General features: G+C 65.2%; 13 protein-coding genes. All 13 read left to right on the forward strand.

Annotated features, from left to right (window positions below):
- Positions 1-50: 50 nt before the first annotated feature.
- The 13 genes from FJU11_RS03155 (at position 51) to lpxA (ending at position 14,662) form a co-directional block, all read left to right on the forward strand.
- Positions 51-1,265, forward strand: coding sequence for an efflux RND transporter periplasmic adaptor subunit (locus FJU11_RS03155; RefSeq protein WP_181408021.1), 1,215 nt, complete (start codon positions 51-53; stop codon positions 1,263-1,265).
- Between the two features lies 1 nt (position 1,266).
- A complete protein-coding gene (locus FJU11_RS03160) occupies positions 1,267-3,255 on the forward strand; it encodes a MacB family efflux pump subunit (protein ID WP_141165574.1) in 1,989 nt (662 codons plus the stop codon).
- A 172-nt stretch (positions 3,256-3,427) separates the two neighbouring features.
- Positions 3,428-4,255, forward strand: coding sequence for a 30S ribosomal protein S2 (gene rpsB, locus FJU11_RS03165; protein WP_141165575.1), 828 nt, complete (start codon positions 3,428-3,430; stop codon positions 4,253-4,255).
- A 166-nt stretch (positions 4,256-4,421) separates the two neighbouring features.
- The gene (tsf, locus tag FJU11_RS03170) at positions 4,422-5,324 is read left to right on the forward strand and encodes a translation elongation factor Ts (protein ID WP_141165576.1); all 903 of its coding nucleotides are present in this window, start codon (positions 4,422-4,424) and stop codon (positions 5,322-5,324) included.
- 102 nt (positions 5,325-5,426) lie between these two features.
- Entirely contained in the window at positions 5,427-6,149 is a 723-nt protein-coding gene (pyrH, locus tag FJU11_RS03175) for a UMP kinase (protein ID WP_141165577.1), read from the forward strand.
- 71 nt (positions 6,150-6,220) lie between these two features.
- Complete coding sequence (frr, locus tag FJU11_RS03180) at positions 6,221-6,781, forward strand: ribosome recycling factor (RefSeq protein ID WP_141165578.1); 561 nt, start codon at positions 6,221-6,223, stop codon at positions 6,779-6,781.
- Between the two features lie 50 nt (positions 6,782-6,831).
- Positions 6,832-7,566, forward strand: a complete 735-nt coding sequence (locus tag FJU11_RS03185) for an isoprenyl transferase (protein ID WP_268935185.1) — start codon at positions 6,832-6,834, stop codon at positions 7,564-7,566.
- Positions 7,563-8,483, forward strand: coding sequence for a phosphatidate cytidylyltransferase (locus tag FJU11_RS03190; RefSeq protein WP_141165579.1), 921 nt, complete (start codon positions 7,563-7,565; stop codon positions 8,481-8,483). The genes FJU11_RS03185 and FJU11_RS03190 overlap by 4 nt, the downstream gene beginning before the upstream one ends.
- Positions 8,471-9,604, forward strand: coding sequence for an RIP metalloprotease RseP (rseP, locus tag FJU11_RS03195; RefSeq protein ID WP_141165580.1), 1,134 nt, complete (start codon positions 8,471-8,473; stop codon positions 9,602-9,604). Before FJU11_RS03190 ends, rseP begins: the two co-directional genes overlap by 13 nt.
- Positions 9,605-9,820: 216 nt before the next feature.
- Positions 9,821-12,178 (forward strand): outer membrane protein assembly factor BamA, encoded by a 2,358-nt coding sequence (gene bamA / locus FJU11_RS03200; protein WP_141165581.1) that lies wholly within the window; start codon positions 9,821-9,823, stop codon positions 12,176-12,178.
- 149 nt (positions 12,179-12,327) lie between these two features.
- On the forward strand, positions 12,328-13,389 hold the full coding sequence (gene lpxD / locus FJU11_RS03205; protein WP_141165582.1) for a UDP-3-O-(3-hydroxymyristoyl)glucosamine N-acyltransferase: 1,062 nt from the start codon (positions 12,328-12,330) through the stop codon (positions 13,387-13,389).
- Entirely contained in the window at positions 13,382-13,849 is a 468-nt protein-coding gene (fabZ, locus tag FJU11_RS03210; RefSeq protein WP_141165583.1) for a 3-hydroxyacyl-ACP dehydratase FabZ, read from the forward strand. The genes lpxD and fabZ overlap by 8 nt, the downstream gene beginning before the upstream one ends.
- A gap of 3 nt (positions 13,850-13,852) precedes the next feature.
- Complete coding sequence (gene lpxA, locus FJU11_RS03215; RefSeq protein WP_141165584.1) at positions 13,853-14,662, forward strand: acyl-ACP--UDP-N-acetylglucosamine O-acyltransferase; 810 nt, start codon at positions 13,853-13,855, stop codon at positions 14,660-14,662.

Here is a 14,662-nt window from a genome sequence, read left to right on the forward strand (position 1 = left end):
CGAACGGATCGCGCCGGCCCACTCACGATCGAACATACGGGAGTCGCCTGATGAAACGAGGATTGAAGAAACTTCTGCAAACCCTTGTCGTCGCGGGACTCGTTGTGGTCGTCAGCGGTGCTGGCTGGATGATGTTCGGCGAAAGCGAGCCCCAGGCCGCGCCTGCGACCGCAAGCGTGGAGCCGGGCACGATCGAGGAGACGGTACTCGCTTCCGGTTCCCTCGAAGCAAGTTCCGTCGTCAGCATCGGTGCGGAGGTTTCCGGACGCATCGAGACGATCGCTCCGAAGCTCGGCGATCACGTCGAGAAGGGCGATCTCGTCGCCACGATCGATTCGCAGAGCCAGCAATACGCGTTGAAGACCGCCGAGGCGCAGCTTGCCAACGTCAAGGCCGAGCGCGCGCAGCAGGACGTCGCGTTGAAGCAGGCGAAGATCGCGCTGACCCGTTCCAGCCAGCTGCGCAAGAAGAACCTCGTCTCGGAGCTGGACTACGAGACGGCAGAGGCGAACGTCGATTCCGCCGATGCCAAGCTGCAGGGCGTCGACGCGCAGATCGAGCAGGCCGAACTCGCCGTCGACACGGCGAGGGTCGACCTCGACCGCACGCGTATCCGCGCCCCTTCGAGCGGCACGGTCGTCGCGGTGCTCGTCAGCCCCGGCCAGACGGTGAACGCCAACCAGACGACGCCGACGCTCCTCAAGATCGCCGATCTCGCGACGATGGAGATCAATGCGCAGATCTCCGAAGCGGACGTGACCAAGGTGAAGCCGGGCCAGAAGGCCTATTTCAGCATCCTCGGCGAGCCCGATCGCAAGATCGACGCCGAACTGCTCTCCCTGGAGCCGGCGCCGACGGACATCAAGACGTCGGATACGGGCCTCGCCTCGGACGATCAGGCCGTCTACTACAATGCGATCTTCCGGGTGAACAATCCGAACGGGCTGCTGCGCATCGCCATGACGGCGCAGGTGACGATCGTCATCGATCGCAAGAGCGGCGTCCTGACGGTACCTTCGGGTGCCGTCGTCCACCGCGGCGGTGCGAGCTACGTCCTTGCCTACGATCCGCAGACGAAGGACGTCACGCGCACGCCGGTCACCGTCGGCCTCGACAACGACGTGACCGCCGAGATCACCGACGGCCTCGAGAAGGGCGAGACGGTGCTTGCCACCGGCAGCCGTTCCGCCGCCGGCTCCGGCATGGAGGACCGGCAAGCCAAACGCATGATGCGCCATATGGGCGGCCCGGGCTTCGGAGCCTGACATGAGCGCGACCGGCGACACGGGTGCGACCCGAAAGGACGGCGAGCCTTTGATCCGGCTTGCCAACGTCACGCGCGCGTTTCCCAGCGGCGAGGATACCGTGACGGTTCTGCATGGCGTGGACCTGACGATCGAGGCGGGCGAGATGGTTGCGATCATCGGCTCGTCCGGGTCGGGCAAGTCGACGCTGATGAACATTCTCGGCTGTCTCGACCGTGCCTCCGAAGGAAGCTATCTTTTCCGCGGTAAGGACGTTTCGGCGCTCGATGCGGAGGAGCGCTCGGCCCTCCGGCGTGAGCATTTCGGCTTCATCTTCCAGCGATACCAGTTGCTCAGCGAACTCGATGCCGTTGAGAACGTCGAGGTTCCGGCGGTCTATGCCGGCGAAAATCGCAGCGAACGGCGCCGCCGCGCGGTCGATCTCCTGACGGGACTGGGACTTGGCGATCGGCTGCACCATCGTCCCGGCCAGCTTTCCGGCGGACAGCAGCAGCGCGTCAGCGTCGCCCGCGCGCTGATGAACGGCGGCGACGTGATCCTTGCCGACGAGCCGACGGGCGCGCTCGATACGGCGAGCGGGAGCGAACTGATGAAGCAGCTCAAGGCGCTGAACCGGGCAGGGCACACGATCATCATCGTCACGCACGACCGCGAGGTGGCCGCCGAAGCCGAGCGCATCATCGAGATCAGCGACGGCCGCATCCTCGCCGACACGCGCAAGGACGGCGCGGACGAGGCGCACGCGGTCCTGGCCGATATCCAGCCCCGGCAGCGTTCGGCGCTCGGCGGCCTCGGCGACGGTGTGCGCGAGGCGATGCGCATGGCGTTGCGGGCGATGGCCGCGCACAAGCTGCGCACGTTCCTCACCATGCTCGGCATCATCATCGGCATCGCGTCGGTGGTTTCCGTGGTCGCGCTCGGCAAGGGCAGCCAGGAGGCCGTGCTCGAAAGCATCAGTTCGATCGGTACGAACACGATCACCATCATGCCCGGTCGCGAGGCGGGCGACCGCCACTCCGGACGCGTGCACACGCTGAAACCTTCCGATGCCGAGATGCTCGCGCGCCAGCCCTATGCCGACAGCGTCACGCCGCAGGTTTCCACGAGCGAAACCGCCGTCTTCAGGGATTCCGCGGCAACGGTTTCCGTCCAGGGCGTCGGCGCGAGCTATTTCCGCGTGCAGGGAAGCGAATTCACCGCAGGGCGCGCCTTCGACGAATCGAGCGTGGGCGAGCGCGCCCAGACGGCCGTCATCGACAGCAACGCCGAGGAAACGCTTTTCGGCGACGGCACGAACCCGATCGGCCAGGTCGTTATCCTGAACAAGGTGCCCGTGCGCGTCATCGGTGTCGTCGACGCCAGCCACGCGGTCGGTCCGCGCAGCGGCTCGGCGACCTTCTACCTGCCTTATACGACCGCGATGAGCCGCGTCATGGGCCGCGACTATCTCGAAGCCATCACCGTGCGCGTGGGCGACGGCTACAACATGGACGACGCGGAAGCGGCGATCTCCAACCTGATGACGCGCCTGCACCGTACGCAGGACTTCTTCCTGCTCAACGCCAACACGATCCGCGACACCATCGAAAGCACGGGCCGCACATTGACGCTGCTCGTCTCCTCGATCGCGGTGATCTCGCTCGTCGTCGGCGGCATCGGCGTCATGAACATCATGCTCGTCTCTGTGACCGAGCGCACGCGCGAGATCGGCATTCGCATGGCCGTCGGCGCGCGACGAGGGGACATCCTGCGCCAGTTCCTCATCGAGGCGGTGCTCGTCTGCGCCACGGGCGGGGTCGCCGGCGTCGCGCTCTCCTTCGTCATGGGAGCCGGGCTCTCGCGCTTCGTGGAAGGCACCGAACTTTCCTACTCGCCGGCGACGATCGTGCTCGCCTGCCTGTCGGCGAGCCTCATCGGCATCGTCTTCGGCTTCATGCCGGCGCGCTCGGCCGCCCGGCTCGATCCCGTCGTCGCGCTGGCACGCGAGTAGAGCCGGTTCTCGTGGCATCCGGCTTGCAAAGCGCGGCACGGGTCGTTATATGCGCGCCATCCCTCACGCGGAGATGCGGGAGCGGACGGGAGAAATCCGTTCGCTTCCACCGGTGGTGCCCGAAAGGGCACTGATGATTTCCGCGGCGGCTCAACCGGAAAGGAGACAAGGCATGGCATTGCCTGATTTCAGCATGCGCCAGCTTCTCGAGGCTGGCGTGCACTTCGGCCACCAGACTCACCGCTGGAACCCGAAGATGCGCCCGTATATCTACGGCGACCGCAACAACGTCCACATCATCGATCTTGCCCAGTCCGTCCCGTTGCTTTCGCGGGCGCTGCAGGTCGTGTCCGACACCGTCGCCGGCGGCGGTCGCGTGCTCTTCGTGGGCACCAAGCGTCAGGCCTCCGACATCGTCGCCGATGCCGCGCGGCGTTCGGCGCAGTATTACGTCAATTCCCGCTGGCTCGGCGGCATGCTGACCAACTGGAAGACGATTTCGCATTCGATCCAGCGCCTGCGCAAGCTCGACGAGATCCTGGCTCAGGACGACACCGGCTTCACCAAGAAGGAACGCCTGAACCTCGATCGCGAGCGCGACAAGCTCGAGATGGCGCTCGGCGGTATCCGCGACATGGGCGGCACGCCGGACCTGATGTTCGTCATCGACACCAACAAGGAAGCGATCGCCATTCTCGAGGCGCGTCGCCTCAACATCCCGGTCGTCGCGATCATCGATTCCAACTGTGATCCGGATCCGATCGCCTATCCGATCCCCGGCAACGACGATGCGGCCCGTGCGATCTCGCTTTATTGCGATCTCGTCTCGCGCGCCTGCATCGACGGCATCGCCCGTCAGCAGGGGGCGTCCGGCGTCGACATGGGCGAACAGGCCGAGCAGCCGCCCGAGCCTGCTGTCGCGGGCGAGGTCGAAGGTCTCGAGCCGATCGCCGGCAAGAACGAGCCGGCTGAACCGTCGCACAGCGGCGAAGCGAGCTAGAGCCAAGCGCGAGTGTAAAGGCCGCGGGAAGCGCGGCCTTTCCCTCCCGCGTACGCGCAACCACGACCTGCGTACGCGCAACCATGCATATGGCGCCGACCCGTGCGCCGAAGGTCCGAGCCGTTCGCGCGCCGAGCGGCCGACCGACGTTTGAAGAGAGGCGAAGATGGCAATTTCAGCTTCACAGGTGAAGGAACTGCGCGAAAAGACCGGCGCAGGCATGATGGACTGCAAGAAGGCGCTCAGCGAGACGGACGGCGACATGGACGCTGCCGTCGACTGGCTGCGCGCCAAGGGCATCTCCAAGGCGGAGAAGAAGTCCGACCGTGCGACGGCCGAGGGCCTGATCGGCGTTGCCGCGGGCGAGAACGAAGCCGTTCTCGTCGAGGTCAATTCGGAAACGGACTTCGTCGCACGCAACGAGACGTTCCAGAAGCTCGTCGCGGAGATCGCCGGCGTCGGCCTTTCCACGGACGGCAGCGTCGAGGCGATCTCGGGCGCCACCCTGCCTTCGAGCGGCCAGCCGGTTTCCGATACAGTGCGTGATGCGGTCGGCACGATCGGCGAGAACATGACGTTCCGCCGTGCGCAGAAGCTTTCCGTCGAGAAGGGCGCCGTCGCGAGCTACATTCACAATGCCGTCGGCCCCGATCTCGGCAAGCTAGGCGTGCTCGTCGCCCTTCGTTCGGAAGGCGATCGCGGTGCGCTCGAAAAGCTCGGCAAGCAGATCGCCATGCACGTCGCGGCGACGAACCCGCTGTCCCTGACGAAGGATGACGTGGCGCCGGAAGTCGCAGAGCGCGAGCGCCGCGTCTTCGCCGAGCAGGCGCGCGAGTCCGGCAAGCCCGACAGCATCGTCGAGAAGATGGTCGAGGGGCGCATGCGCAAGTTCTACGAGGAGGTCGCACTTCTCTCGCAGGATTTCGTGGTCAATCCGGACCAGACGGTCTCGGAAGCCGTAAGTGCGGCGGAAGCGGAAGCCGGCGCGCCGATCACCGTCGAGGGCTTCGTTCGCTTCTCGCTCGGCGAAGGAGTAGAGGCGCAAACCGAGGGTGCCGAGGCGGCCTGACCGTCACAACGCGGAATCGGTTCGAACCTGCGGGCATCGCGTGACAACGCGGTGCCCGTCGTGTATCCGGCAGGGAAACGAAGACAGAACGGCAAAGGGTCTATGGTGGCGAGTCCCCTCTACAAGCGCGTACTTTTGAAAGCCTCCGGCGAGGCGCTGATGGGGAAACAGGGCTTCGGCATCGACGTCACCGTCGTCGACCGCATTGCCGCCGACATCGCCGCCGCACGCGAGCTCGGTACGGATGTCGGCGTCGTCGTCGGCGGCGGCAACATCTTCCGCGGCGTGGCCGTCGCCTCGCGCGGGGGCGACCGGGTGACCGGCGACCACATGGGCATGCTCGCCACCGTCATCAACGCGCTGGCGCTCGCGACGTCCTTGCGCAAGCTCGGCGTCGAGACAGAGGTGCTTTCGGCAATCTCCATGCCCGAAATCTGCCAGAGCTTCTCGCAGCGCGCGGCCCTCCATCATCTCGCCAAGGGCCGCGTGGTGATCTTCGCCGGCGGTACCGGCAATCCCTTCTTCACGACGGACTCGGCCGCCGCGTTACGGGCGGCGGAACTCGACGCCGAGGCGATCTTCAAGGCGACGCTCGTCGACGGCATCTATTCCGCCGATCCCAAGAAGGATCCCGATGCGGTGCGCTACGACCGGCTGACCCATGGCGAGGTTCTTTCGAAGGGGCTGAGCGTCATGGATGTCGCCGCGGTGGCGATCGCCCGGGAAAACGATATTCCGATCGTCGTCTTTTCCATCCACGAACAGGGCGCTTTCGCCGAAATTCTGCAGGGGCGGGGACGCGCGACGGTTGTCAACGACGGCTAGAGTATTTCCTATGCGCGCAAGCCATTTCGATCTGGCATGCTGACGCGCGACACGAACGGGAGAACGAACGAATGAGCGACGGAGTGGACATCGGCGATCTCAAACGGCGCATGGAGGGGGCGGTCACCGCCTTCAAGAGCGACATCGCCTCGCTCCGCACGGGTCGCGCCTCGGCCAACCTTCTCGATCCGGTCGAGGTCTCGGCCTACGGCACGCGCATGCCGCTCAACCAGGTGGCGAACGTCTCCGCGCCGGAACCGCGCATGCTTTCGGTCAATGTGTGGGACAAGGGGCTGGTGGTTTCCGTCGACAAGGCGATCCGCGAGGCGAATCTCGGCCTGAACCCCGTGGTCGACGGACAGAACCTGCGCATTCCGCTGCCGGACCTGACGGAAGAGCGGCGCAAGGACCTCGTCAAGCTTGCACACGGCTATGCCGAAAACGCGCGTGTCGCCGCTAGGCACGTGCGCCGCGACGGCATGGACACGCTCAAGAAGGCGGAAAAGGACGGCGACCTCGGCAAGGACGAGAGCCATGCCCAGTCCGAACGCGTGCAGAAGCTCACCAACGAGACGATCGAGACGATCGATCACCTTCTGGCCGACAAGGAAAAGGAAATCATGCAGGTATAGCTTCGCATAAGGCCGCCCGCCCCGCGTTCGAGTTCAGCCCCGGCAAGGAGATCGGATTGTCCATTCCGCAGCATGTCGCCATTATCATGGATGGCAACGGCCGCTGGGCGCAGCAGCGCGGCCTCGCGCGCTCGTTCGGACACCGCAAGGGCGTCGAGATGGTTCGCCAGACGGTCCGCACGGCCGGCGAGATGGGCATCGGCTGTCTGACGCTCTTCGCCTTCTCCTCGGAAAACTGGCGCCGACCGCCCGAGGAGGTGACCGATCTGATGGGGCTGCTCAAGCTCTTCATCCGGCGAGATCTCGCCGAACTCCATCGCGAGAACGTGCGCGTGCACGTCGTCGGCAGCCGCAAGAATCTGGCGCCCGACATCAAGGGTCTGCTGGACGAAGCCGAAACCCGCACGCGCGAGAATACCGGCCTCAACCTCGTCATCGCCTTCAATTACGGAGGTCGCGACGAGATCGCCCGGGCCGTGCGCGAGATCGCCGAGGACGTTGCGGCCGGACGGGTCGCGGCCGACGAGGTCGACGATGCGCTGCTGGGCGCGAGGCTCGACACCGCCGGCTTGCCCGATCCCGACCTCATCATCCGTACGAGTGGCGAGCAGCGCCTTTCCAACTTCCTGCTCTGGCAGGCCGCCTATGCCGAGCTCGTCTTCGTGCCCTGCCTCTGGCCCGACTTCGACCGCGCTGCCTTCGAGGGTGCGCTCGCCGAGTTCGACCGACGCGACCGGCGTTTCGGAGCCGTGGACGACGCCGATCTCGCCGTCGGTTCGGGATGAGCGGCGATCTCGGCCGCCGGGCGGCTTCCGCCCTCGTCATGGGCGTCGTCGTTCTCGTCGCGACCTGGTTCGGCGGGCTTGCGTTTCGCATCCTCATGGCGGTCGCGGCCGTTCTCGTTTTTCACGAATGGGCCGGCATCGTCGGCGCCCGGGTGCTGCACGAAAAGGTGGCGATCTTCGCAGGGCTCGCGGTCGTGCTCTGCGCGCTCGCCATCGTCTTCCATCACGGCGAGATCGCCATGGCGCTCGCCGTCATCGCGGCGGTCTGTGTCGCGGCATGGCAGCGATTGGCACGACGCAGGCTCTGGCTCGCCGGCGGCATCGTCTATGCGGTCGTTCCGGCGGTCGCGCTCGCCGTTCTGCGCGGTGACGGCGGGCAGGGGCTCGTCGCCATCCTGGGCCTGTTCGCGGTCGTCTGGACCAGCGACATCGCGGCCTATTTCGTCGGCCGGCGCGTCGGCGGGCGCAAGCTCGCACCGCGCATTTCGCCCGGCAAGACGTGGTCCGGTGCAGTCGGCGGCACGCTTGCCGGCATCGTCGTCGGCACGGCGGTCTTCAGCATCGGCGAGGGCGGCGGTCCGATCGTCTGGCTCGGCCTCGTCTGCCTGGCGCTTTCCGTTTGCGGCCAAGCCGGCGACCTTTTCGAATCATGGATCAAGCGGCGCTTCGGGGTGAAGGATTCGAGCCGGCTCATTCCCGGCCATGGCGGCCTGATGGACCGGATCGACGCGCTTGTTTTCGCCGCTTTTGCGGCCTATCTCGTGACGGTTCTGGTGCCGGGGCTCATCAAGCCGGCACAGGCGGGCACGATGACGAGCCGGGCCGTTTCGTCGAGAGGTGCAGCGCTTTGCGCGGACGCTCGCCCGTCTCGTCGTGCACTGCGCGTTGCTCAAGGGGGTGGTTCATGGACATCCTGACGTCGATCGGTAGTTTCCTCATTGGCACGATCGTGCCGTTCCTCCTCGTCCTCACGGCGGTCGTCTTCTTCCATGAACTCGGGCACTACCTCGTCGGGCGCTGGTGCGGCATCCGGGCGCTCGCCTTTTCGGTCGGATTCGGGCCTGAACTCATCGGCTGGACGGACAAACGCGGCACGCGCTGGCGCCTGTCGGCCGTTCCGCTCGGCGGCTATGTGCGCTTCCTCGGCGACGAGAATGCCGCAAGCGCGCCGGACACCGGCTCGATCGCCGAACTGTCGCCGGAAGAGCGCCGGCATTCGCTGGGCGGGGCCGATCTCTGGCGGCGCGCGGCGACCGTCGCCGCCGGTCCGCTTGCCAATTTCGTTCTGGCGATCGCCGTGTTTTCCGCCCTCTTCCTGATGGATGGCCGGATGGTCGCCGACCCGGTGGTCGCGCGCGTGCAGCCTGGAAGTGCCGCAGCAGCCGCCGGTATCGCGCCCGGCGATCGTTTCGTATCCATCGACGGGGCCAGAACCGCGACCTTCGACGACGTGCGGCGCATCGTCAGCCAGCGGCCGGGCGAACGGCTCGACATGGTCCTTTCGCGGGACGGTCACGACGTCTCGCTCGATATCACTCCGCGCTCCAGCGAGATCACCGATCGCTTCGGCAATACGATGCAGGTCGGGCTCATCGGTGTCGTCACCGATCAGTCGGCCGGCAATTTCCGGCGGATCCGGTACGGTCCGGTCGAGGCCTTGGGGCAGGGCGCGCTCGAAAGCTGGCGCATCGTCGCGCATACTGGTCTCTACATCGGCAATATATTCGCGGGCCGCCAGAGCGCCGACGAACTGGGCGGACCGATCCGCGTCGCGCAGGTTTCCGGCCAGGTCGCCACACTCGGCGTCGTCGCGCTCATCCATCTCGTCGCGGTTCTTTCCGTCTCGATCGGTCTTTTGAACCTGATGCCGATTCCCATGCTCGACGGCGGCCATCTCGTCTTTTATGCTATCGAGGGAGCGACGGGCCGTCCGCTGGGCGAACGGATTCAGGAGGCGGCGTTCCGGTTCGGGCTCGCGCTGGTGCTGATGCTGATGGTGTTCGCCACCTGGAACGACGTCAGCCGCATCTTCGGATAAGCGGCCGTGGAGGGATCGTGGTGCCGGGCGGAAACCATTCGTTTACCATGACTGATCGCACCTGTCGCTTAAGGGTCACGATGCGGATCGAAGTAAACGGAATTTAACCGGGCGCCTTGTCTCTAGGGGAAAAGCGAGTACAACGGCGATCGGGTGCGGGGTACCTTCTAGTGGTGCCGCGGGGACAAAACGGGACAAGAAGGTGACGATTTGACCATGAGGGCCGCATCGAGCTTTTTGGGTGCCGCTTCGGCACTTGCGCTATCGACAACCATGGTTGTGTCCGGCGCCGCCGTCGTCACGATCGGCACCGTCGAGATGGCGCAGGCAGCTACCGTCAGCCGCATCGTCGTCAAAGGGAACGGCCGCATATCCGCTTCTACGGTGCGTGGAAACATCACCATCAAGCCGGGCAAGTCGTTCACCAACGACGACATAAACGAATCCGTCAAGCAATTGTTCCAGACGGGTCTGTTTTCCGACGTGCAGATGCAGGTCTCCGGTAACAGCCTCGTGGTGACGGTGCAGGAAAACCAGATCGTCAACGCGGTCGTCTTCAACGGCAACAAGAAGATCAAGGACGAGCAGCTCGAGCAGGCGGTCCAGACCAAGGCGCTCTCACCCTACAACAAGCCGCAGCTCGAGGCCGACAAGCGGACGATCCAGCAGGCTTACGAATCGATCGGGCGCAAGGATGCGACCGTCGAGACGCAGGTCGTTCCGCTCGACAACGGCCGCGTGAACATCGCCTTCAACATCAACGAGGGCGACCGCACCGACATCAAGTCGATCAATTTCGTCGGCAACCACGCTTTCACCGACGGGCGTCTGGCCGACGTGCTTCAGACGAAGCGCACCAACTTCCTGAGCTGGCTGACGCGCAAGGACGTCTACAACCCGACGAAGCTCGACGCCGATCAGCAGCGCCTGCGGCAGTTCTACTACAATCACGGCTTCGCCGACTTCCGCATCGTCTCCTCGGTCGCCGACTTCGATCCGAACGCCAACGCCTATACGATCACCATCACGGTCGACGAGGGCGCGCGCTACAAGTTCGGCAACGTGCAGATCGACAGTTCCGTCGCCGGCGTGAACTCCTCCGAATTGCGCGGCCTGTTGCAGACACGCAAGGGCGATACCTACAACGCCAAGGATGTCGAGGATACGGTCGAAGCGATCTCCGATCGCATTGCGAGCCAGGGCTATCCCTTCGCCGAGGTGACCCCGCGCGGCAACCGCGATTTCCAGAACCACACGATCGGCGTTTCCTATCTGGTCGACCAGGGCCAGCGCGCCTATGTCGAGCGCATCGAGATCGCCGGCAACACGCGCACCCGTGACTACGTCATCCGCCGCGCCTTCGACATTTCCGAGGGCGACGCGTTCAACAAGGTCGCCGTTCGCGAAGCCAAGCGTCGCCTCGAAGCGCTCGGCTACTTTTCTTCCGTGGACATCGACACGCGCCAGGGCTCCGAGCCGGATCGCGTGATCCTCGTCGTCAACGTGCAGGACAAGCCGACCGGCGAATTCTCGATCGGCGGCGGTTATTCCACCGATCAGGGCGCGACGGTCAACGCGAGCATCACCGAGCGGAATTTCCTCGGTCGTGGACAGTTCATCCGTGTCTCGGCCGGCGGTGGCTCCGACTCGCGCAACTATCAGGTGTCGTTCACCGAGCCGTACTTCCTCGGTTATCGGCTCGCGGCCGGCTTCGACGCCTCGCACATCGACAACAGCTATTTCGACAATTACGACTACTCGCAGGACAGCTTCACGCTGCGCGCCTCTGCGCCGATCACCGACGATATCCGAGCGGGTCTCGCCTACACGTTCGAGCGTACGGACTACGACATCACCGACTCGGACGACCTGTCGCAAACCTATAAGCGCGACCTCAGCGTCGACGATCGCATCACCTCGTCGGTAACGGCGAGCCTGACCTACGACACGATCGACGACCACAACCTGCCGCGTGAAGGCTTCTACGCGAAGGCTTCGGCACAGTTCGCCGGGGTCGGCGGCGATGCCGATTTCCTGAAGATCACCGGCAAGGCGGCCTACTACCATCCGATCATCGAATCGGCGGACGTGATCGGCTCGCTCAGCGCCGGTGCTGGCCAGCTCATCAAGACGAACGGATCGGTCAACACGTTCGACCAGTTCTTCCTCGGCGGCGAGACCATTCGCGGCTTCGATACGCGCGGCATCGGCCCGCGCGCCTATTGCGACGACGACACGTCGGGTTGCGATCACAGCTACGATGATCCGCTCGGCGGCGCGACCTACCTGAACGCGTCGGCGGAAGTGAGCTTCCCCATGCCCGTCATTCCGCAGGATGTCGGTATTCGTGGCGCGGTGTTCGCCGATGCCGGCACGCTCTACGGCTTGGACAACAATCCGGCATCGGACGATCGCATCGTCGGCGACGACTTCAACATTCGCGCCTCGGTCGGAGCCAGCATCATCTGGGCCTCGCCCTTCGGTCCGCTGCGGTTCGACTATGCCGTGCCGGTCGCCAAGGAAGATTATGACGACGTCCAGAACTTCCGCTTCGGAGCGTCGACCAACTTCTAGGCACGGGGCCCCGTGTAGCGCCCTGCGATCGGCGGGGCGCCTTCGTTCGTCGGCGCGTGGCAGGAGGTTGCCGTCTTCATGGGAAAAGCCCGCTTCGCGCCGCACCCGACGGCCAGCCACCAACGCCGTGTCGTAGCCCGGCGGCGCCCATGAGTGCGCGTACCTTCTTTCCACAGGAACGGACAATTCCGGTCGGGGAGCTCGCATCGATGACCGGGGCCGAGCTCAGCGATCCGGGGCTTTCCGAAACGTCGATCCGTGGCGTCGCGCCGTTGTCGCGCGCCGTGGCGGGCGAGGTGACCTTCGCGCTTTCCAGGCGCAATACGGCGGAGCTTTCGGCAACGCGCGCCTCGGCGGTCTTCTGCTCGAAGGCGATGGCGGTCGCCGTGCCACGCGGCACCGCGGCCCTTCTGACACCCCATCCGCACAATTGCTTCGCGAAGGCGGCGTTGGCTCTGTACCCGACCGCAGCGCAGCCCGGCCCAATGACGAACGCGACGGGAATCAGCGAACGCGCGGTCGTCGACGAGACGGCGGTGCTCGAAGCAGACGTCGTCGTCGAGCCTTTCGCGATCGTCGGTGCCGGTGCGCAAATCGGCCGCGGCAGCCGGATCGGTCCCGGCGCGGTCGTCGGACCGGGCGTGACGCTCGGCCGGAACTGCGTGGTGGCGGCAACCGCGTGCGTCCAGTACGCGCTGGTCGGCAACGATGTCGTCCTTCATCCGGGCGTGCGGATCGGCCAGGACGGCTTCGGCTATGTCCCGGGGCCGTCGGGTATGGAAAAGATCATCCAGGTCGGCCGCGTCATCATTCAGGATTCCGTCGAGATCGGCGCGAATACGACGATCGATCGCGGGGCCATCGACGACACGGTGATCGGCGAGGGAACGAAGATCGACAACCTCGTCCAGATCGGGCACAACGTGCGCGTCGGCCGCCATTGCGTGATCGTCAGCCAGGTCGGGATCGCCGGTAGCGCGAATATCGGCAACCAGGTCATGATCGGGGGCGCGGCGAAGATCAACGGGCACCTGTCGGTCGGTGACGGGGCGCAGATCGCCGCGCTGAGCGGCGTCGCTTCCGACGTGCCGGCAGGCGCGCGCTGGGGTGGGGTGCCCGCTCGGCCGATGCGCGCGTTCCTGCGCGACGCGGCGGAAATCAACGCCAGGGCATTCGGAAGGGACAAGAACCGGGACAAGGGCGATGAGTGACGATTGGACGAGCGCGCTGGAGGCAGCGGATATTCAGGAAATCATGCGGTTGCTTCCGCACCGTTACCCTTTTCTCATGGTCGACCGGATCCGTGACATCGATGGCGATCAATCGGCCGTCGGTATCAAGAACGTGACGGCCAACGAGCCGCATTTCACCGGCCATTTCCCCGAGAACCCGATCATGCCCGGCGTGCTTCTGATCGAAGGGATGGCACAGACGGCAGGCGCGATCTGCGCGCGCAGCCAAGGGGGCGGGTCGAACGACGTGTTCTTCATGACGATCGACAACGCCCGTTTTCGCAAGCCCGTCGTTCCGGGCGATTGCGTGGAGTACCATGTGACCAAGACGCGCCAGCGCGGCAACATATGGAAGTTCACCTGCCAGGCCATGGTCGGCAGTGCCAAGGCAGCCGAAGCCGAAGTCGGCGCCATGCTCGTTCCGCGGGAGAAGTCCTAGTTCATGGCGTCAGCCAGCGACATTCATCCAAGTGCCATCATCGAACCGGGTGCCGAGATCGGCGCCGACGTGCGCATCGGCCCGTTCTGTCACGTCGGTCCGAAGGTCCGGCTCGGGGCCGGGGTCGATCTCGTCAGCCATGCCGTCGTGACGGGCAATACGTCGATCGGTGAGCGTACGCGCATCTTTCCCGGCGCAATTCTCGGCGGCGAACCGCAGAACGTGAAGTATCGTGGCGAGGATACGCGGCTCGTGATCGGCGCCGACTGCACCATCCGCGAAGGCGTCACGATGAACACCGGCATGCCCGACGCCGGAGGCGTCACGTCCGTCGGCGACCACTCGCTCTTCCTTGCCTATTCGCATGTCGCGCATGACTGTCACGTCGGCGATCATGTGATCCTTTCGAACAACGTCATGCTCGCCGGCCATGTCAGCGTCGGCGACCGGGTGATCATGGGCGGCGGAGCCGCCGTCCACCAGTTCACGCGCGTCGGCCACCACGCCTTCATCGGCGGGCTTTCCGCGGTCAGCCACGATGTCATTCCCTATGGCATGCTGAACGGCAATCCGGGCGTGCTCGCCGGGCTGAACGTCATCGGTATGGCGCGAAACGGCATGAGCAAGACCGAGATCCATACGGTTCGCCGTGCCTTCCGTCAGATTTTCCATGGCGAAGGCGCCATCCGCGAAAAGGCTGCGAAGCTTGATGGCGGTGCGGACGTACTGCCCGCCGTGCGCGATATCCTGGATTTCATCCTCACCGATCACGAGCGGGCGCTTTCCTCGCCGGCGCGCATCGACAGGCCCTGA

Origin of the sequence: Pararhizobium mangrovi (genome assembly GCF_006516965.1) — a bacterium.
Classification (GTDB): domain Bacteria; phylum Pseudomonadota; class Alphaproteobacteria; order Rhizobiales; family Rhizobiaceae; genus Pararhizobium_B; species Pararhizobium_B mangrovi.